17 protein-coding genes are annotated in these 19,929 nt (G+C 60.3%); 2 read left to right on the plus strand and 15 right to left on the minus strand.

The annotated features are described in order from the left end of the window. The first annotated feature begins 637 nt into the window (after positions 1-637). Together adhE and DW024_RS03180 are read left to right on the plus strand one after the other, a co-directional pair. Positions 638-3,286 (plus strand): bifunctional acetaldehyde-CoA/alcohol dehydrogenase, encoded by a 2,649-nt coding sequence (gene adhE, locus DW024_RS03175; RefSeq protein WP_055250041.1) that lies wholly within the window; start codon positions 638-640, stop codon positions 3,284-3,286. A gap of 88 nt (positions 3,287-3,374) precedes the next feature. Beyond that, complete coding sequence (locus DW024_RS03180; RefSeq protein ID WP_118376959.1) at positions 3,375-4,139, plus strand: aminoglycoside phosphotransferase family protein; 765 nt, start codon at positions 3,375-3,377, stop codon at positions 4,137-4,139. Positions 4,140-4,311: 172 nt separating this feature from the next. Here the strand turns inward: DW024_RS03180 and DW024_RS03185 are convergent, their stop codons facing one another. From DW024_RS03185 to DW024_RS03255, 15 genes are all read right to left on the minus strand, one after another. Continuing rightward, positions 4,312-6,033: a proline--tRNA ligase gene (locus tag DW024_RS03185; RefSeq protein ID WP_233540732.1), complete on the minus strand. Its 1,722-nt coding sequence runs from the start codon at positions 6,031-6,033 to the stop codon at positions 4,312-4,314. Next, on the minus strand, positions 6,034-7,116 hold the full coding sequence (ispG, locus tag DW024_RS03190; RefSeq protein ID WP_118270390.1) for a flavodoxin-dependent (E)-4-hydroxy-3-methylbut-2-enyl-diphosphate synthase: 1,083 nt from the start codon (positions 7,114-7,116) through the stop codon (positions 6,034-6,036). It abuts the gene before it with no gap. A 13-nt stretch (positions 7,117-7,129) separates the two neighbouring features. Beyond that, positions 7,130-8,491: an RIP metalloprotease gene (locus tag DW024_RS03195; RefSeq protein WP_118376960.1), complete on the minus strand. Its 1,362-nt coding sequence runs from the start codon at positions 8,489-8,491 to the stop codon at positions 7,130-7,132. Positions 8,492-8,515: 24 nt separating this feature from the next. Continuing rightward, positions 8,516-9,703 (minus strand): 1-deoxy-D-xylulose-5-phosphate reductoisomerase, encoded by a 1,188-nt coding sequence (gene dxr / locus DW024_RS03200; RefSeq protein ID WP_117766649.1) that lies wholly within the window; start codon positions 9,701-9,703, stop codon positions 8,516-8,518. After that, positions 9,703-10,602: a phosphatidate cytidylyltransferase gene (locus DW024_RS03205; RefSeq protein ID WP_233541320.1), complete on the minus strand. Its 900-nt coding sequence runs from the start codon at positions 10,600-10,602 to the stop codon at positions 9,703-9,705. Before DW024_RS03205 ends, dxr begins: the two co-directional genes overlap by 1 nt. Positions 10,603-10,604: 2 nt before the next feature. Next, the gene (locus DW024_RS03210) at positions 10,605-11,399 is read right to left on the minus strand and encodes an isoprenyl transferase (RefSeq protein ID WP_117637242.1); all 795 of its coding nucleotides are present in this window, start codon (positions 11,397-11,399) and stop codon (positions 10,605-10,607) included. A gap of 1 nt (position 11,400) precedes the next feature. Continuing rightward, positions 11,401-11,937, minus strand: a complete 537-nt coding sequence (gene frr / locus DW024_RS03215) for a ribosome recycling factor (protein ID WP_006236112.1) — start codon at positions 11,935-11,937, stop codon at positions 11,401-11,403. A gap of 2 nt (positions 11,938-11,939) precedes the next feature. Further along, positions 11,940-12,662, minus strand: a complete 723-nt coding sequence (gene pyrH / locus DW024_RS03220; RefSeq protein WP_040359955.1) for a UMP kinase — start codon at positions 12,660-12,662, stop codon at positions 11,940-11,942. Positions 12,663-12,779: 117 nt separating this feature from the next. Continuing rightward, positions 12,780-13,649: a translation elongation factor Ts gene (gene tsf, locus DW024_RS03225; RefSeq protein WP_022094736.1), complete on the minus strand. Its 870-nt coding sequence runs from the start codon at positions 13,647-13,649 to the stop codon at positions 12,780-12,782. 45 nt (positions 13,650-13,694) lie between these two features. Then, positions 13,695-14,423, minus strand: a complete 729-nt coding sequence (gene rpsB, locus DW024_RS03230) for a 30S ribosomal protein S2 (protein ID WP_006236109.1) — start codon at positions 14,421-14,423, stop codon at positions 13,695-13,697. Positions 14,424-14,642: 219 nt separating this feature from the next. After that, complete coding sequence (locus DW024_RS03235; protein ID WP_118376961.1) at positions 14,643-15,563, minus strand: tyrosine recombinase; 921 nt, start codon at positions 15,561-15,563, stop codon at positions 14,643-14,645. Then, positions 15,560-16,897 (minus strand): methylenetetrahydrofolate--tRNA-(uracil(54)-C(5))-methyltransferase (FADH(2)-oxidizing) TrmFO, encoded by a 1,338-nt coding sequence (trmFO, locus tag DW024_RS03240; RefSeq protein ID WP_117766657.1) that lies wholly within the window; start codon positions 16,895-16,897, stop codon positions 15,560-15,562. The genes DW024_RS03235 and trmFO overlap by 4 nt, the downstream gene beginning before the upstream one ends. Positions 16,898-16,911: 14 nt before the next feature. Then, a complete protein-coding gene (locus DW024_RS03245) occupies positions 16,912-17,844 on the minus strand; it encodes a DNA-processing protein DprA (RefSeq protein WP_118376962.1) in 933 nt (310 codons plus the stop codon). Beyond that, positions 17,844-19,367, minus strand: a complete 1,524-nt coding sequence (locus tag DW024_RS03250; protein WP_118376963.1) for a YifB family Mg chelatase-like AAA ATPase — start codon at positions 19,365-19,367, stop codon at positions 17,844-17,846. The genes DW024_RS03245 and DW024_RS03250 overlap by 1 nt, the downstream gene beginning before the upstream one ends. After that, positions 19,367-19,852, minus strand: a complete 486-nt coding sequence (locus DW024_RS03255) for a YraN family protein (protein ID WP_035138570.1) — start codon at positions 19,850-19,852, stop codon at positions 19,367-19,369. Before DW024_RS03255 ends, DW024_RS03250 begins: the two co-directional genes overlap by 1 nt. Positions 19,853-19,929 lie beyond the last annotated feature (77 nt).

Below are 19,929 nucleotides of genomic sequence, written 5' to 3' on the forward strand. Positions count from 1 at the left end.
CCCCCCCCCCCCCCCCCCCCCTTGACCCAGAATCACTATCAGCAGATTCATTAGACAGATTCTCCGAAGTCGTGTTTTGCTGAGGGTCATTATTCACTATTACGTCAGCAAATACGCTCGTAGGAATCGTATTAAACACGAACAAAAAAGAGACGAGCCAAACGAGAGCTCGCCTGCAACGTGGCAATCTCACAAACCGCCCTTTCTACTCAACTGACATGAACCGGTAAAGGGCGACAAAATACCCAGAGGCAAAGGCATATATTTCACTCTTACTGAATGTACTGTCTGGCACATTGGTTTTAGTTTAATACCAGTGTTTTGTCTGACAAGAGAACGCGTTTATTGCCATGAAATAGAAACGACCAAAAATTAGTGTCACGACCAGCCAGAATTGATCGATGTGCATTAATTTCCTAAGACCTAATGAACAAACAATGAACAAACTCCACACCATAGCCATGGGGAAACTAGGAATTCGCCCGGAGAAGACGTTGAGCTTTTAGTTAAATAGTTAAAACGCTTCAGTTTATTGAAGCGTTTTAGTGTGCCTTTTAGAGGAATCTGACCGTTCGCCGAATAATTTCTTGCTATCATGCAAGGCGTAGGGTAAATCTCCGATCGCAAGGAGACACAAATGGTGAAAAAGTCACCGGAAAACACTACTCCCGCAATCGTGGACAACGTAGAGGCGCTTGAGGCTAAGCTCGCTCAGATGCGAGAGGCCCAGGCGCTTTTTGCTACGTACACGCAGGAGCAGGTCGACAAGATCTTCTATGAGGCCGCCATGGCCGCCAACAAGGCTCGTATCCCGTTGGCGAAGATGGCCATCGAGGAGACCGGCCGCGGCGTTCTTGAGGACAAGGTCATCAAGAACCACTACGCCGCAGAGTACATCTACAACGCTTACAAGAACACCAAGACCTGTGGTGTCCTGGAGCGCGACGAGGCCTACGGCATCACCAAGATCGCCGAGCCCATCGGTATCGTGGGCGCCGTCATCCCGACGACCAACCCCACCTCCACTGCGATCTTCAAGACGCTGATCAGCCTGAAGACCCGCAACGCCATCATCATCTCCCCGCACCCGGCTGCCGCCAAGTGCACCATCGCCGCCGCTAAGCTCGTGCTTGACGCCGCCGTCAAGGCCGGCGCCCCCGAGGGCATCATCGGCTGGGTCGATGTCCCCTCCATCGAGCTGACCAACATGGTCATGCGCGACGTCGACATCATCCTCGCCACCGGTGGCCCGGGCATGGTCAAGGCCGCCTACTCCTCGGGCAAGCCCGCCCTGGGCGTTGGCGCCGGTAACACCCCGGTCGTCATCGACGACACCGCCGACGTGCTGCTCGCCGTCAACTCCATCATCCACTCCAAGACCTTCGACAACGGCATGATCTGCGCTTCCGAGCAGTCCGTGACCGTCATCGACACCATCTATGACCAGGTTAAGGCCGAGTTCCAGAAGCGCGGCTGCTACTTCGTCAAGCAGGGTGCCGAGATGGAGGCACTGCGTGCCGCCATGTTCAAGAATGGCGCCCTCGATCACCGCATCCCCGGCATGGCTGCTGCCAAGATCGCTGAGCTCGCCGGCATCGAGGTTCCCGCCAAGACCAAGATCCTGATCGCCGAGGTCACCTCCACCGACCCCGCCAAGGAGGAGTTCTCCCACGAGAAGCTCTCCCCGGTCCTGGCCATGTATCACGCCAAGGACTTCCAGGAGGCCGTCGACAAGGCCGAGCACCTGGTGCTCGCCGGTGGCCCGGGCCACACCGCCTCTCTGTACGTGCACCCCGCCCAGGCCGAGAAGATCAGCCTGTTCGAGCACGTCATGAAGGCCTGCCGTATCGTCATCAACACCCCGTCCTCGCACGGCGGCATCGGTGACCTGTACAACTTTGGCATGAAGCCGTCTCTGACCCTGGGCTGCGGCTCCTGGGGCGGCAACTCCGTCTCCGAGAACGTTGGGGTGAAGCACTTGATCAACGTTAAGACTGTGGCCGAGCGCCGTGAGAACATGCTGTGGTTCCGCGCTCCCGAGAAGGTCTACTTCAAGAAGGGTTCCACGCCCGTCGCTCTCGACGAGCTCGGTACCGTCATGGGCAAGAAGCGCGCCTTCATCGTCACCGACCAGTTCCTCTTCAAGAATGGCAACACCCGCGCCATCGAGGCCAAGCTCGACGAGATGGGCATCGCCCACGACTGCTTCTACGACGTCGAGCCCGATCCGTCGCTGCAGTGCGCACGTCGCGGCGCCAAGCAGATGGCTCTCTTTGAGCCGGACGTCATCATCGCCGTCGGCGGTGGCTCCGCTATGGACGCCGGCAAGATCATGTGGATGATGTACGAGCACCCCGAGTGCAAGTTTGAGGACATGGCCATGGACTTCATGGACATCCGCAAGCGTATCTTCACTTTCCCCGAGATGGGCAAGAAGGCCTACTTCGTCGCCGTCCCGACCTCTTCGGGTACCGGCTCCGAGTGCACGCCGTTCGCCATCATCACCGACAAGGAGACCGGCATCAAGTGGCCGCTCGCCGACTACGCGCTGCTCCCCAACATGGCTATCGTCGACGCCGACAACTGCATGACCGCCCCGCGCGGCCTGACCGCTGCCTCCGGCATCGACGTCATGACCCACGCCATCGAGTCCTACGTCTCCATCATGGCTTCCGACTACACCAAGGGCCTCTCCGAGCGCGCTGCTAAGCTCGTCTTCGAGAACCTGCCCTCCAGCTTCACGAACGGCGCCAAGGACCCGCATGCCCGCGAGGAGATGCACAACGCCTCTTGCATGGCCGGTATGGCCTTCGCCAACGCCTTCCTGGGCCTCAACCACTCCATGGCTCACAAGCTCGGCGCCTTCCATCACCTGCCTCACGGCCTCGCCAACGCCGTCATCCTGACCCGCGTTATGCGCTACAACGCCGCCGAGGCTCCCGTCAAGATGGGTACCTTCTCCCAGTATCCTTACCCCAACGCGCTGCACAACTACGCCGAGATGGCCAAGTACTGCGGCATCGAGGGCAAGGACGACAAGGAGGTCTTCGAGAACTTCATCACGAAGCTCGAGGAACTCAAGGACTTCATCGGCGTCAAGAAGACCATCGCCGACTACGGTGTTGACGAGCAGTACTTCCTCGACACCCTCGACGAGATGACCGAGCAGGCATTCAACGACCAGTGCACCGGCGCAAACCCGCGCTACCCGCTCATGAGCGAGATCAAGGAGCTCTACCTGGACGCCTACTACGGCCGCGAGCCTCAGGACTACGCCGTCTGCTAGTTTTAGCACGGTTTTTAACGGCGGGGGTGCACGGGTGTTTCACACACCCCCGCCGTCGCTTCTATCGCATCGTTGAAAGGATGCAACCATGCTGCTACCCGATTCCAAGACCGAGCTCGTCCGCCGTGGCAACAAGGTCGTTTACGACCTGGGCGACAAGATCGTCAAGGTCTTTAACGAGACCAAGCCTGTCTCCGACGTGTTCAACGAGGCTTTGAATCTTGCCCGCATCAATGAGTGCGGCATCCGCAGCCCCAAGGCTCTCGAGGTTTCCCAGCTCGAGAACGCCAACGGCTGGGCGCTCGTGACCGAGAAGGTTCCGGGCACCACCCTTGCCGAGAAGATGACTGCTGAGCCCCAGCGCTTTGGTGAGTATCTCGAGATGTTCGTCGACCTCCAGATCGAGATCCACGGCTATACCTCCCCGCTGCTCAACCGTCAGCGCGACAAGTTCGCCCGCATGATCGACAGCCTTGATCAGCTCAATGCCACCACGCGCTACAACCTTCAGGAGCGTCTGGACGGCATGACCAGGGAGTTCAAGGTCTGCCACGGCGACTTCAACCCCTCCAACGTCATCGTCGGCGACGACGGCCAGCTCTATGTGTGCGACTGGGCACACGCCACCCAGGGCTCCCCTGCTGCCGACGTTGCCACCACCTACCTGCTCTTCGCCCTCAACAGCAAGGACCAGGCTGAGGCCTACCTGGAGCTCTACTGCGACCGCGCCGACATGCCCATGCAGGTCGTGCGTCAATGGACGAGCATCGTCGCCGCTTCCGAGCTCGCTCGTAAGCGCAACGTGAACGATGAGTTCCTGAAGAACTGGATCGACGTCGTCGATTATCAGTAATATCTGAGCGATTTATTTCGCATCGGAGGCACAAGAAAACCCCGCAGCTCATATGGGCTGTGGGGTTTTCTTTACCCATCGAGTTTATTCCAACAAAATAGACTGCTCCGCATCTCATCCTAAGAGAGATACGGAGCAGCCCCGCAATTACATCTAATAGCAGAAACGTCGATTAACGGCGGGCCGCCTTAACAAGCTCGGCAATCTTGGCGACGACCTCGTCGATCGCCACGTCCTCACGCTCGCCCGTGGCACGGTCCTTGAGCTCCACAGTACCATTCTTGAGGCCACGCTTGCCAAGCACGACCTGATACGGGAAGCCCATGAGGTCGTTATCGGCAAACTTAAAGCCAGGACGCTCGTCACGGTCATCGACGACAACCTCGATACCCTCGGCGCACAGGCCCTCGACGATTTGGTCGCAAACGTTAGCGCACTCCTCCTTCTTGGGATCGAGCGGAATCACCGCGACCTCGTACGGGGCAACGGAGACCGGCCAGACGATGCCGTGTTCGTCGTTGTGCTGCTCCACGACGGCAGCAAGCGAGCGGGACACACCAACGCCGTAGCAACCCATGATAAGCGGCTTCTCCTTGCCGTCCTCGTCCATAAAGGTGGCGCCCATGGCCTCGGAATACTTGGTACCCAGCTGGAAGACCTGCGAGACCTCGATGCCGCGAGCAGCAGAGAGCGGCTTGCCGCAGTGCGGGCAGGGATCGCCGGCAACGACGGTTACCAGGTCGGCCCACTCGTCGACGGTAAAGTCGCGCTCGGGGCAGGCACCGGTAAAGTGATAATCGACCTCGTTGGCACCGCAGGCCCACTGCTTGGACTCGCGCAGGCTCTCGTCGCACACCAGGCGAATGCCCTCGGGCAGGTTAACCGGTCCGATAAAGCCCTTATGCAGACCGTAGGTCTGGAGCTCCTCATCAGTCATCATGCGATAGGCCTTGCCAAAGACATGCTCGGCCTTGCAATCGTTGAGCTCGTGGTCGCCCGGAACAATGGCCACGACGGGCTTGCCCTCGGCGTCGAGGAGTGCCAGAGACTTGCGCGTGCCGTTCTCGGGGAAGCCGAAGAACTTTGCAACGGCCTCGATGGTGCCCATGCCCGGAGTCTCGACCTTGGTAAGCGTACCGTCGCCAGGACCCTCGGTCACAACGACCTTGGTGCTTGCGGCCTCATCGTCGGCAGCGAAGCCGCAATCGTCGCAGTAGACGAGCGAAGCCTCGCCAGCGTCGGCCAAAGCCATGTACTCGACGGAGGTATCGCCACCGATCTCGCCGGAGTCGGCGACAACGGGCAGAGCCTTGATGTAGCAGCGCTCGCAAATGTTGGCATAGGCCTGCTTCATCTTGTCGTACTCCTCCTGCAGGCTCTCCTGCGTAGCAGAGAAGCTGTAGGCGTCCTTCATGATGAACTCGCGACCGCGCATCAGGCCAAAACGGGGACGGAACTCGTCGCGGAACTTATCCTGGATGTGATAAAGGTTCACTGGCAGCTGCTTGTAGGAACGCAACTCATTGCGCACCAGGGCAGTCACGGTCTCCTCGTGCGTGGGTCCGAGCACAAACTCGCGGCCGTGGCGGTCATCAAAGCGCACAAGCTCCTTGCCATAGGCATCGATACGGCCGGACTCACGCCACAGCTCGGCATCGACCATGATGGGCATCATGAGCTCCTGAGCACCGGCAGCATCCATCTCGTCGCGCACGATGTTCTCGATCTTGCGGATCGAGCGCCAAGCGAGCGGCAGATAGGAATACAGGCCGGCGGCCTCCTTGCGGATCATGCCAGCGCGAAGCAGCAGACGGTGGCTCGCTAGCTCGGCATCCGCCGGATCCTCTTTGAGCGTCGGCGCATAGAGCTTAGACATATACATTGCTCGGGTCATTTATTTCTCCTCAATAAGTTTGTCGACCTCGGCCATAAGCGCGTCGACAATTTGATCCTCAGCTACTTTACCAATGATCTGGCCATGCGAAAAGAGCAGGCCCTGACCACGTCCGCAGGCAACACCCAGGTCGGCGTCAGATGCCTCTCCGGGGCCGTTGACCGCACATCCCATCACGGCGATCGAAAGCGGCGCGGAATAGTTCTTAAGCCGCTCGGTGACCTCCTCGGCGATGGGAATCAGGTTAACCTGGCAGCGGGCGCACGTGGGGCACGAGACAATCTCGGGACCACGGCGACGCAGGCCCAGCGACTGTAGAATTCCCCAGGCGACCGGCGGCTCCTCAACCGGATCGGCCGTGAGCGACACACGCATGGTGTCACCGATGCCTTCGGAAAGCAAGATACCCAAGCCTACAGAGCTCTTGATGGTGCCCTGAAGCTTGGTCCCCGCCTCCGTCACGCCCAGGTGGAGCGGAACATGCGGTATCTCGCGCGACAGGGCGCGATAGGTATCAAGTGTCGTCTGTACGCTATGGGCCTTGGCGGATAGCACGATGTTGGTAAACCCACGGTCCTCAAAGTGCCGCACAAAGCGTTCGCTCGACATCACGAGCTTTTCGGGCTGCGTGAGGTCGTCGCGCTCGGCAATATCTTGCTCAAGCGAGCCCGCGTTCACGCCAATGCGAATCGCACAGCCCGAGGCACCCGCAGCATCGATCACCGCGTCAACCTTGGCCCAATCGCCGATATTGCCGGGATTGATGCGCAGCTTGGCGGCACCGGCCTCAACGGCACCAATGGCGAGCTTATGGTTAAAGTGGATATCGGCGACAATCGGCACCGGAGACTCGACACAGATGGTGCGGAAGCCCTCAAGCGCGGCCTCGGAGGGCACGCTCACGCGCACGATATCGCAGCCAGCCTGCGCCAACGCGCACACTTGCGCAAGCGTTGCCTGGGCATCAGCGGTATCGGTGCAGGTCATAGATTGGACCACCACCGGCGCGCCGCCACCGATCTGCACGCCGCCCACATGCACGGGGCGCGTCAGCTCGCGAGGCAAAGGATGGGATAAAGACAATCCAAACACTCCCCTACAGAATAAATCGAAGGATGTCGGAACGAAGCATATAGACAAACAGCAGCGCAAAGAGCGCGATGCCCACATAGCTCACAATCGTCTGGACCTTGAGCGGAAGCTCGCGGCCCGCAATCTTTTGAATGATCTCGATGACTAGCTTGCCGCCATCGAGTGGCGGGATGGGCAGCAGGTTCATAAAGCCAAGCGAGAATGAAATGAGGGCGGCAAACGAAAGGAACGTGGCAGGGCCGGCAGCAGCAGCCTGTGAGGACATAACGCTAATACCCACGATCGAAGAGGACTGATCGAGAATCTCCATCGTATGCTGCGGCTGGAGCAGGCGCATCACGCCCTCCGCTGTCTGCACAACATAGGAGAACGACAGGCGAGCCGACGTGATGGGGTCTAAACGGACCACCTGCGTAGATGCATACACACCTAGGCGATCGTCCTCTTTGAGCGCAACCGTGGTCGAATGCTGCTTGCCGTCACGCTCGTACTCAATGGCGATATCGTCCTTACCGGCAGCCTTGCCGATGGCATCGTAAACGTCCATCCAGGTAGAGCACGATACTCCGTCGACCGAAAGAATCGCGTCGCCGCCCTCGATTCCCGCCGAGGCGGCAATCGAGCCTTCGTCAACCTGGCCAATCACATTGGTATCCACCGGCACGGTGACACCTGCGATGGAATAGATGCTCATAAGGAGCAAAAAACCCGTCAGGATATTGACGATAATGCCCGCAAGCAGCATAAAGGCACGCTTGACAAAGCCCTGGCCCAAATAGGTGTGCGAGCGCTCTTGCGCAAGGAACTCGGCCTCGCCGCACGGCAGCTCCCACACATCGCCCTCGGCAGTCGCATGTTCGCGATCGAAACGGCGACCATCAAAGGTGGTATAGCCTGCCGTGTCTCGTGGCAACGTCTGATATTTGGTGGGATAGTAGCTCGGCGAGGGCTTCTCCCCTTCCTCATACCAGGGCGCGATGGAGCCCCAGCCCAGCAAAAGGGCGCATGCCTCGAGCACATCCTCCTCGGAAAGTTCGAGCTCGACAGCAAGGTCGGCCACGGTCACGCGACCATGACGATAGATAGCCGCGAGCACGCGATCGGCGCACGAAACATCGGTCGGATCCATACCGCAGATGGCAGCGTAGCCACCCAGCAGCAGCGGGGTCACGCCAAACTTGGTTCCAATGCGACGCGACGTGTAATGGATGTCAAAGCGGCACGGCAGACCCAAAAAGAACTCGGTCACACGGACGCCGCAGGCACGCGCCGCCAAAAAGTGGCCGCCCTCGTGCAAAAACACGAGGACGGAAAGCATCAGCAGGCCCCAAAAGACCGATGAGAGAACGCTCAGAACAGTATCCATAAAACGAAAAGCAATCCTTATGGGTTAGGAACGGGTTGCGGCGAGCACCTGCGCAGCCTTTTCACGCGCCCACGCATCGATGTCGCGAAGCTGCTCAAACGAATCGACCGCCTGCATATCGTGGGCGTCCATGCAGGATTCCACAATGCGATCGATATCGGTAAAGCTGCAGCCATCGTGCAGGAAGGCATCGACGGCAACCTCGTTGGCGGCATTGAGCACGCACGGCATGGTGCCACCCGTCTTGCCGGCACGCTCGGCCAGCGCCAGACAGCGGAAGGTATCCATGTCGGCAGCATCAAACGTGAGCTGCCCCAGCTCGCGGAAATCGATACGAGGCGCCGGGGTATCCCAACGCTCGGGATACGAGAACGCGAACTGGATGGGAATACGCATGTCGGATGCACCGAGATGCGCCATCACGGAGCCGTCGGCGAACTCGACCATAGAGTGAATCTTGGACTGACGCTGCACGACCACGTTAATGAAATCGAGGTCGCAGTTAAACAGATGCATGGCCTCAATGCGCTCCAGGCCCTTGTTCATGAGGGTGGCGGAGTCAATGGTGATCTTGGCACCCATGGCCCACGTGGGATGCGCGAGGGCATCGGCACGCGTCACGCGATCGAGCTCGTCGCGCGTGCGGCCAAAGAACGGACCGCCCGAGCAGGTGAGCCAAATGCAGTGGGCCTCGCGCGGGTTCTCCCCCAGATAGCACTGGTAGATGGCGGAATGCTCAGAGTCGACCGGAATAAGCTGGCCCGGTTGTGCCAACGGCATAAGCAAGTCGCCACCGACGACGAGGGACTCCTTGTTGGCAAGGGCAAGGCGCTTATTCGAGGTCAAGGCCGCATGGCTCGCCTCGAGACCGGCGGCGCCCACAATAGCGACGAGCACGCAGTCGACATCGTCGCGACGCGCGAGCTCGCAAACCGCCTGCGCGCCAACGCCGAGCTTCGTTCCCTCGGGCAACTCCTGCAGCACGGCGTCATCGCCATGATCGACATCGGCCACGGCAACCGCCGGAACCGAGAACTCGCGGGCAGCGGCAACGAGCTCGGAGGTACTGGAGTTAACGGACAGCGCCGTCACCTGCAGGCGATCGGCATGCTGGCGGCACACATCGAGCGCCTGGGTGCCGATAGAGCCCGTACAACCCAGGATGGCAACGCGAAGGCGTCCATCGGGGCCATACGTCGTCTGGAAGGACATTACAGCACGCCTCCGATCATCAGCAACAGCTGCGCGGTGATGCAGCCGAAGATAAGCGAATCGCTACGATCGAGCATTCCGCCGTGGCCCGGGATAAGGTTGCCGGAATCCTTGACGCCCACACCGCGCTTGATGCGCGACTCGATAAGGTCGCCGATAACGCCCAGAATGGACACAACCACGCCGCACAGCAGCGCATAGGGCAGGCTGAGCTTGTAGAAGTGCGTCGCCCACAGGATGAGCCAAATCAAAACCGAGCCCAGGATGCCGCCGACAAACCCCTCCCAGCTCTTTTTGGGAGAAATCTTGGGAACCATCTTGTGCTTGCCGATACGGCTGCCCACGATGTAGGCAAACGAATCGGAGACCCAAAGGGACGCGCAAACGCCCACTGAAAGCAGGGCACCGGCAAAACCGGGCACGGCATCGCGCAGCAGCACGATAGCCGACAGCATAAAGCCAGTGTAGATGGGACCCATGAGCGTCACTGCCACATCAGAGATGCGGGTACGCGGCGACCAGACATACCAAATGCCCACAGCGAGCATCAGGGCAAAAAGCAGGTCATTCAGCAACATCGAATCGCCCAACGTCGACAGCGGAAAGAGTACGGCGGCAGCGATACCCATGCGCTCGTTAGCCATCTTGCCATCGAGCCTTGTCATACGGAAAAACTCATAGCAGCACAGACCGCTCATGACAGAAACAAAGATGGCCGTGGGCACGATACCCAAAACCAGGCACAGGATAAAGACAACGGCGTAGACGATACCGGCGGCGGCACGGGTAATAAAGCCCGCCAGCCACGAACCGGTGCCGCTCTTCGCTGCAGGCGCTCCCGCAGTGGCAGCTTTGCGCGCAGGCGTCTTGGGAGCAGATGCCTTGGGACGATCGGACACGATTAAGCCTCCTCGGTCTTGCTCAGTCCACCAAACCTACGGTCACGGCCCTGATAGGCCAAAATGGCGTCGACAAGGCCCCAACGATCAAAGTCGGGCCAATAGGTATCGGTGACGTAGAATTCGGAATAAGCCACCTGCCACAGCAGATAGTTCGAAAGGCGCAGCTCACCAGAGGTGCGAATCACAAGTTCGGGATCGGGAAGACCGGCGGTATAGAGGTGGGAAGCCACCATGTCGTCATCAATTGCGGCAGGATCGATCTTACCGGCGGCAGCGTCGGATGCGATCTGACGGACAGCGCGGGTAATCTCGGCACGCGCGCCGTAGTTGACGGCAAGCGCCAGCGTCATACCGGTGTGATCGGCGCACTCGGCAAGACCGCGCTCAAAGACATCGCGAGTCTTCTTGGGCAGCGCGGAAATGTCACCCAAAAAGACTACGCGCACATTTTCGCGCTTCAGAAGCGGCAGCTCGTCGATAAACGTCTTGGCAAACAGGTGCATCAGAACGTTGACTTCGTGCTGCGGTCGATTCCAGTTTTCGGTCGAAAATGCATAGGCCGAAAGCACGTCGACGCCCAGGCGCACGCAGGCGGTAATGATCTCGCGCAGCGAGACGATACCCGCCTTGTGGCCCTCGGTGCGTGCAAGACCGCGCGACGTGGCCCAACGACCGTTGCCGTCCATGATGCACGAGATATGGTGCGGAATGTTATTGAGGTCAAGGTCGGAAAAACCGACGCCCGCAGGGGCGTCGGCAAAGTACTCGACCAGTTTATGCTCGTCGTATTGCACCTTAGATCTCCATGACCTCGGCTTCTTTTTCCTTCAGAAGCTCCTCGACCTTGGCGACATACTCATCGGTGTGCTTCTGGACCTTGGCCTGCTCGCGACGGACATCGTCCTCGGTGAGCTCCTCATCGCGCTCGAGCTTGTTGTTGAAGTCGCGACGGATGTTACGGATAGACACCTTGGCCTGCTCGGCGTACTCGCGGCACTCCTTGACGAGCTCGCGACGGCGCTCCTCAGTGGGAGCCGGGAACGGAAGACGAACGACGGTGCCATCGGAGTTGGGGGTAATACCCAGATCGGAAGCGCCGATGGCCTTGACGATAGCATTGATGAGCGCCTTATCCCACGGCTCGATGAGCAGCATGTGAGCCTCGGGGGTCTTGACGGCGGCAACCTGCGTGACCGGCGTGGGGACACCGTAATAATCGACGGTGATGTCGGACAGAATGTTGGCGTTGGCACGACCGGTACGGACCTTGGAGAAGTTATGCTTGAGGGACTCGAGCGACTTGTCCATATGGGCGGTGATGTTCTCTGCCATGCTTAATCCTCCTGATAGACGAGCGTGCCGACGGGCTCACCCGCGAGCGCGCGCTTGACGGTGTCCTCGCCATCGATGTTGAGGACCAAAATAGGCATACGGTTATCCTGGCACAGGGCCGTAGCTGTGGAATCCATAACCTGCAGACCGCGAACGAGAACCTCGTGATAGGTAATCTTGTCAAAACGGACGGCATCGGCGCACTTGACGGGATCCTTGTCGTAGATGCCGTCAACCTTGGTGGCTTTAATCAGAATCTCGGCGCCGATCTCGCACGCACGAAGAGCGGCGGCGGTGTCGGTCGTAAAGTACGGATTGCCCGAACCGGCGGCAAAAATAACGACGTTGCCCTTGGAAAGGTGGTTGATGGCGCGACGGCGAATATAGGGCTCGCAGATCTCGTTCATCTGGATAGCGCTCATCACACGGCAGGGAACATCGTTATGCTCGAAAGCATCCTGCAGGGCGAGCGCGTTCATAACGGTCGCGAGCATGCCCATGTAGTCGGCCTGAGCACGCTCCATGCCACCGGCAGCGCCTGCCATGCCGCGGAAAATATTGCCGCCGCCGACAACGACGCCGACCTCATGGCCAACGGCGAGCAGCTCCTTGACCTGCTTGGCAAGATGATCGGTAACCTTGGGGTCGATGCCATATTGGCCGTCGCCCATCAGCGCTTCGCCGGAAAGCTTAAGAAGCACTCGTTTATATCGGATGTCGGACAAAGCGATCCTCCTTTAATTAGACTCTCAATATGATATCAAAGGCTCTGATAAGAGCCATGAAAAAGCAGGCTGTGAGTAAAACCCACAGCCTGCTCATTACCAGCTACAAGAGCTTATTTACTCGCCACGGACCAGACGGTCAAAGGCAACGACGGTAATGGTGTCGCCGAGCTCCTTGGAGACCTGCTCAGCGTACTTCTTGATGGTGAGGGAGCTGTCCTTGATGAACTCCTGCTCGGTGAGCACGGACTGCTTGTAGAACTTCTCCAGACGGCCAACAGCCATCTTCTCCTGGATAGCCTCGGGCTTGCCGGACTCGGCAGCCTGGGCCATGTAGATCTGCTTCTCGTGCTCGACGGTCTCGGCCGGAACCTGATCGCGGGTAGCGCAGATCGGGGCGACGGCGGCAACCTGAAGGGCAACGTCGTGAGCGAAGGTCTTGAAGGACTCAGCCTGAGCGGTCTCGGCCTTCTCGAAGGCGAACTCGACGAGGACGCCGATCTTACCACCCATGTGGATGTAAGAAGCGAGCGCGCCGTTCTCGGCCTTGCGGGCAGCGAAGCGGGAGATCTTCATGTTCTCGCCCATGATGTGAATCATCTCGGTGAGCTCGGAGGAAACGGTCTCCTCGCCCATCGGCTTCTCGAGCAGAGCGTCGACGTCAGCAGGCTCGGTGGTAGCGACAACCTCAGCGACCTTGGAAGCAAAGCCGGTGAACTTGGCGTTGGAGCCAACGAAGTCGGTCTCGCAGGAGAGCTCGAGCAGAGCACCGGTCTTGCCATCCTCGGAGACGAACGCGGCGACAGCGCCCTCGTTGGTCTCACGGCCAGCCTTCTTGGCAGCCTTGGCAAGACCGTTCTTACGCAGAACGTCGACAGCGGCGTCCATGTCGCCGTCAGCCTCGACGAGAGCCTTCTTGCACTCCATCATCGGGGAGTCGGTCATCTCGCGGAGCTGCTTGACCATAGCGGCGGTAATCTGGGCCATTGTGGTTCCTTTCAAAGAGATGAAAAAGAATTAACTAAGACTGATTTACTCGGCCTTGGGCTCAGCGGCCATCTCGGCCTCGGAGACCTGCTCCTTGCCGGAGCCAGCGAGGCAGGCGTCAGCCATGAGCTCGCACATAAGGGTGACAGCAGAGATAGCGTCATCGTTGCAGGGGATGCCGTACTCGACCTCGTCGGGATCGGAGTTGGTGTCGATCAGAGCGACGACGGGGATGTTCAGGCGCTGAGCCTCCTTGATGGCGTTCTCCTCGCGCTTAGTGTCGATGACGAAGAGAGCCTGGGGCAGACCCTTCATGTCACGGGCACCACCGAGGTTGGTCTGGAGCTTGGTGAGCTCCTTGCCGAGCACAGCCTGCTCCTTCTTGGGGAGCACTGCCATGCGGCCGTCCTCGACCATGGCCTCGAGCTCCTCCATGCGGTTGATGCGGGAGCGGATGGTGACGAAGTTGGTCAGCATACCGCCGAGCCAACGCTGGTTGATGTAGGGCATATTAGCGCGCTCAGCAGCGTTCTTGACGGCCTCCTGAGCCTGCTTCTTTGTGCCGACGAACAGCACGTTGCCACCCTTGGCGACGTTCTTGACGAAGGTGTAGGCCTGGTCGGCGTCGAGGATGGTCTGCTTGAGGTCGAGGATGTAGATGCCGTTGCGCTCACCGAAGATGAACGGCTTCATCTTGGGGTTCCAGCGACGGGTCTGGTGACCGAAGTGGCAGCCGGCCTCGAGCAGGGTGCGGATATTAATCTTGGTAGCCATGTTAAACCTCCTGTGGTTTGCCTCCGCGCGGGGTCATCCTCCAAAACCAACCCGGACATGTGCTACCAAAGCCCGGGCACCACGGTATGAAGTAGCCGCGCGTGCGTGATAAAAACCTGTTGCCGTGAAGCAACCCGATGAATGATAGCAGGAATGCATCTTCCTGCCAACCCGCAATCAAAACCACACACCTGAGTGCGGCGCAGGACGTCCCAGCCACTATTCGCCGCGGGGATGGGCTTGAGCCACGGCCCGCTTAAGCCGATCGGGCGTGAGATGCGTGTAGATCTGCGTCGTGGACAGGCTCGCATGACCCAGCAGCTCTTGAACCGAGCGCAGGTCCGCACCGCCCTCGAGCAAATCGGTCGCAAAGGTATGGCGCATCGCATGCGGGGCGATGTCGGCCGGAATGCCGGCGAGCGTCGCCAGCGTATGGAACCGCCGCCTGAGCATGGCGGCGCTCATGCGATTGCCGCGCGCCGATATAAGCAGCGGAAGCGGCCCGGTAGCGGGGTCACGGCGCTTTGCCCGAGCGAGCAACTCCGGCCTCCCCTCCTCAATATAGAGACGCGTCGCCTCGAGCGCACGACGATACAGAGGGACGATACGTTCCTTGCTCCCCTTGCCCCACAGGCGCAGCGTGCGTTCGGACCACGCGATGGACTCCACATTGAGTGCTGCGAGCTCAGAGATACGAGCACCCGAGGCATAGAGCAGCTCGAGCATCGCCGCATCGCGCAGTCCCGCGGGAGTTGAGGTATCGGGGGCTTTGAGGAGCGCCTCCACCTGTTGGTTCGTCAGCACACCGGGCAGATCGCGCGGGAGCTTGGGCGAGGAAATTGCCGAGACTGCATCGCCCTCCACGACCCCCTCGGCAGCCATCCATCGATAGAGCGATCGGATAGCCGACAGATGCGCCGCAAGCGTTCGGGGAGTAACCTGCTCACGCGAAAGCTCGGCAAGATAGCGACGAATGGTGCGCACGTCGGCAGCGAAAGCATCGATATCCTCGCGCTCGCACCAGGCAGCAAAGCGCTCCAGCCTCGAGCCATAGGCCGTCACCGTATTGGGAGAAAGCCCCTCGACACGTGAGATATAGGCGATAAACGAGTCGACGGTGTCGTACAGGTCAAAGGCTATGACCGGTCGCCTCCAAACAAATCGGGGCGAGTGGCCAGATAGGCATCAAGGGCCTCGAGCGCACGGTCCGCATAGGCCTGGTAGCGGTCGCGCTTGCTGCGGCGCTTACCATCCTCGAGTGGCGGCACCAGGCCAAAGTTGACATGCATAGGCTGATAGCCCACGGTGGCAGGATCGGTCGCATAGCCCACGAGCGCACCCAGGGCGCCCACACGCGGCAGCTCGACGCCCGCGGCCCCGATAGCCTCGGCATAGGTGTTGAGCGCCGCGAGCAGACCCGTCGCCACGGCTTCCATGTACCCCTCGGTGCCGGTGATCTGACCGGCCAGGCGCACGCCGGTGCCGGGCACGGCAAAGGTGCCATCGAGCACGTGCGGGGCGTCGACAAAGGTATTACGGTGCATGACACCGTAGCGGAAGAACTCAGCGTTCTCCAGGCCCGGCACCATATGGAAGACGCGCTTCTGCTCGCCAAAGGTCAAGTTGGTCTGGAAGCCCACCAGGTTATAGGCGGTCTTCTCCTTATTCTCGGCACGCAGCTGAATCGCCGCCCAGGGACGACGACCGGTTCGCGGATCGGTGAGGCCGACAGGCTTCATGGCGCCAAAGCGAATGGCGTCCTTGCCGGTGCGCGCAACTTCCTCGGCAGGCTGGCAGGCCTGGAACAGATCGCCGCCCTCAAAGTCCTTGAGCACCACGCGGTCGGCCGTGGTAAGCGCCTCGATAAAGGCCTCGTACTCCTCCTTATTGAGCGGAGCGTTGAGATAGTCGCCGCTCCCCTGCTCCTCGTAGCGCGACTGCGAGAACAGCACGTCCATATCGAGCGTGGAGGCATCGACGATCGGCGCCGCGGCATCGAAGAACGCAAGGGCGTCGCCACCGACGAGCTTCATGACCTCTTCGCTCAGCGCCGGCGAGCACAAGGGGCCGGCGGCAATGACCACGTGACCTTCGGGAATCTGCGTGACCTCGCCGTGAATGATCTCGATATTGGGACGGGCGGCAACCTCGGCCTCGACAAACTCGGAAAACTTGACGCGGTCGACCGCCAAGGCGCCACCGGCGGGAACAGCCGCGCGATGGGCGCAATCGAGCAGGACTGAACCCATGCGCTCAAGCTCGGCCTTCAGCAATCCAGCCGCGGAATCCGGACGGGTCGACTTAAACGAATTGGAACAGACGAGCTCTGCCAGGTGATCGGTATGGTGGGCCGGGGAGCTAACCTGGGGGCGCATCTCGCACAGCCTTACGGCGAACCCGCGATCTGCCAGCTGAATCGCGCACTCCGAACCCGCCAGACCGCCACCGATAACCGTCACCTGATCAAACAGCATCTGCAAACACCTTTCTAATTGACATGTTTTCCATTGTGACCGAAGGGTGTCTGAGCGTGAAGGGCAAACTTGGAGGGCGCATACCTTCCATCCATCATGCGCTCGATAAGACCCTCGAGCTCAAGCGAACCCAGGAGTTTGAGTACGCCGACGGCATCGAGCGAGACGAGCGCCGCGATGTCGTCGACCTTGAGCGGAGAGGCGATGAGCGCATGCATCACGGTCTGCTGTGTTTGATCCAGGTCGGCAATGCCGGGAGCATCGGGGCGCGAGTAGCGCAGGGTGCCGTAGATGCGTGAAATAGCCATCTCGATAGATTCCTCGTCGATGATGCAGCAGGCACCGTTCGCAATGAGGTAATTCGTGCCACGCGACTCGGGCGATAGGATCGACCCTGGCACGGCAAGAAGATCTCGCCCCAAATCCATAGCAGCCTCGGCTGTAGAAAACGTCCCGGAAGGCATACCCGCCTCGGATACAAAGAGGGCTTGCGACAGGGCCGCGATTACGCGATTGCGGCGCGGAAAGGCAAACTTGCGCGGACCCATGCCCCACGGAGAGATCGACACGACCGCGCCACCCGTATCGAGCGTGCGCGTAATAAGCCCCGCGCTCGAACGCGGGTAGACCACGTCGGCGCCCGTCCCCAGCACCACGACGTGTTTGCCGCCGGCGTTGACCGCAGCCCAACCCGAGGCCTGGTCACAACCGACCGCGCCGCCCGAAACAACCGTCACTCCCGCCTCGACCGCCACCTTTGCCGCAAGCTCTGCCACGGCAAGACCATACGGCGAGGCCTTGCGCGCGCCGATGATGGAGAGCGCAGGCGTCGAAAGCACCTCGGGGTTGCCGCGCACATAGAGCGTCTGGGGAACATCAGAAAGCTCCAAAACAGTCTCGGGATACAACGCGTCACCCGGATGCAGCTCGAAGGTCCCCTCGGCCATCACTGGTCCCTCCTTCCCTGGTACATCGCCGCCTCGAGCACGTGGTCCTGCGTCACCTGCTCGCTCTCGGCGACGTCGGCGATGGTACGCGCGATACGCACCAGGCGCACGATGCCGCGGCCCGTGAGATGCGTGCGCTTCGACAGGCCGAGCACACACTTCTCCGCCGCAGCATCGAGCTCAAAGGTCGAAACGACGCCGTCAATGGACCGCGTCTCGTCATCCTCGGCCTCGGCATCCACATCGTCCATACGGGACTCGCGCCAGGCGCGAAAGGCGCGACCGCGCACAACGTAGTCACGCAACTCGGCCGACGACATACCCTCCGCACCCTCGATAATCACTTGGGGGTCGGGACGGATCACATCGATCATCACGTCGATACGGTCGGCCAAAGGACCGCGCAGCTTTGCCCGATAGCGCTCCACCATCGATGCCGAGCAGCGGCATGGCACCTCGCGATCGCCCAAAAAGCCACAGGGGCAGGGATTGCTCGCGGCCAGCAACTGAAAGCGCGACGGGAAGGTAAAGGCCCCGTCGACACGCACGATCCTCACATAGCCGCGTTCGATAGGCTGACGCAGCGTCTGCAGCACACCCGTGGGAAACTCGGCAAGCTCGTCCAAAAAGAGCACGCCGCCATGAGCAAGGCTGATCTCACCCGGGTGCACCGGGCGCCCGCCGCCGATAAGGCCCGCCGTTGAAATACTGTGATGGGGACTGCGGAAGGGCCGGTGCCCCGCCAACAAGCCATCAATGTTCTCACCCAAAACCGAATGGATGCACAGCGCCTCCTGCTGATCCTCAACGGAAAGCTCGGGCAGGATGCCGGTCATACGGCGCGCAAGCATCGTCTTGCCCGATCCCGGGGACCCAATCATGAGCAGGCCGAGTTCTCCTGACGCCGCAAGTGCCATGCCACGTTTGGCAACCTCCTGCCCCAGCACGTCGGCATAGTCGAGCTCGGGCTCAAAGGTCGCCTCGACGACCTCGGAATCCAGATAGTGCCGAGCCGCCTCGCCCATGCCATGGGCAAGCTGAGACAAATGATCGATAAAGCCGCAATCCACGCCCGCGAGTGGCACATGCTGGTCGGACCTGCCGGCGATGAAAGACAGCCCCATGTCGCGAGCCAATAGCTGAAACGCCACCTCGCCCTTGACAGGAAGGACCGTACCGTCCAAGCCAAGCTCACCAGCGATAAGACAACGATCGAGGTTGTCGCGGGGAATCTGACCATCGGCCGCTAGAACCGCGATGGCGATGGGCAGATCAAAGCCGCTACCGGTCTTGCGAATATCGCCGGGCGCCAGATTGACCGTAATGCCCGAGCGTGGGATCTCGAACCCGGCGGAGCGCATCGCGCAGCGAATACGACCGCGTGACTCCATCACCTCCATACTCGGAATGCCGAGCATCTGAATGCCCGGAACGCCGCCGGCAAGCGAGACCTCGACCGTGACGGGAATCGCCTCGACGCCGCGGATACAGGCCGCGTGTACGGCAAACGTCTCGAACGCCATCACGACACCTGCCAATCGAACGCGTTGTACTGATGCTCGATCTCAGCGATATGCCCGCCGCGAATGGTGACACCCACGGCATCGAAGCGAATCGCCTTGAGCGGATAATGTTCCATGAGATAGCAACTTGCGATGCGGCGGTAGCGGCGTTGCTTTTGGGCGTCCACGGCCTCCTCGGGAAAGACCCGCGTGCTGCAATCCAGTGCGACGCGTCTGGTCTTGACCTCGGCCATCACCACGACATCGTCGAGCTCATCGAGCAGCACCAGATCGGCCTCGCCCTCGGTGCAACGATAACCCTGCTCCAGCAAGGTGTAGCCGCGCTCGTTAAAGTAGTCGATGGTGATCAGCTCGCCCAGCATGCCCAGCTCGCGGGGACTGAGCCCCTTGATAAACTCGGGCGTCATCGCCCCGCAGTCGAGCTCGCCGTTTTCCCAACGCTCCTTGAGCTGCTGCGTCTTGCTCTTTTTGCTTGCGGCACTCATGGGGTCTCCTTTCCCGCACGCTGCATTGCCCCGATGATGAGGGCACCTTTCATGCGGGTAAGTACCGGAAGCAAACC

This window comes from Collinsella sp. AF37-9 (assembly GCF_003475115.1).
Lineage (GTDB): Bacteria > Actinomycetota > Coriobacteriia > Coriobacteriales > Coriobacteriaceae > Collinsella.

Excerpts from the sequence above, each read along its gene's own strand:
- trmFO (WP_117766657.1), bottom strand. The coding sequence starts at position 16,897 with ATGCTGTTTGATCAGGTGACGGTTATCGGTGGCGGTCTGGCGGGTTCG.
- DW024_RS03245 (WP_118376962.1), bottom strand. The coding sequence starts at position 17,844 with ATGGCCGAGGGGACCTTCGAGCTGCATCCGGGTGACGCGTTGTATCCC.
- tsf (WP_022094736.1), bottom strand. The coding sequence starts at position 13,649 with ATGGCCCAGATTACCGCCGCTATGGTCAAGCAGCTCCGCGAGATGACC.
- adhE (WP_055250041.1), top strand. The coding sequence starts at position 638 with ATGGTGAAAAAGTCACCGGAAAACACTACTCCCGCAATCGTGGACAAC.
- DW024_RS03180 (WP_118376959.1), top strand. The coding sequence starts at position 3,375 with ATGCTGCTACCCGATTCCAAGACCGAGCTCGTCCGCCGTGGCAACAAG.
- rpsB (WP_006236109.1), bottom strand. The coding sequence starts at position 14,423 with ATGGCTACCAAGATTAATATCCGCACCCTGCTCGAGGCCGGCTGCCAC.
- dxr (WP_117766649.1), bottom strand. The coding sequence starts at position 9,703 with ATGTCCTTCCAGACGACGTATGGCCCCGATGGACGCCTTCGCGTTGCC.
- DW024_RS03250 (WP_118376963.1), bottom strand. The coding sequence starts at position 19,367 with ATGGCGTTCGAGACGTTTGCCGTACACGCGGCCTGTATCCGCGGCGTC.
- frr (WP_006236112.1), bottom strand. The coding sequence starts at position 11,937 with ATGGCAGAGAACATCACCGCCCATATGGACAAGTCGCTCGAGTCCCTC.
- DW024_RS03185 (WP_233540732.1), bottom strand. The coding sequence starts at position 6,033 with ATGACCCGAGCAATGTATATGTCTAAGCTCTATGCGCCGACGCTCAAA.
- DW024_RS03195 (WP_118376960.1), bottom strand. The coding sequence starts at position 8,491 with ATGGATACTGTTCTGAGCGTTCTCTCATCGGTCTTTTGGGGCCTGCTG.
- DW024_RS03255 (WP_035138570.1), bottom strand. The coding sequence starts at position 19,852 with ATGAGTGCCGCAAGCAAAAAGAGCAAGACGCAGCAGCTCAAGGAGCGT.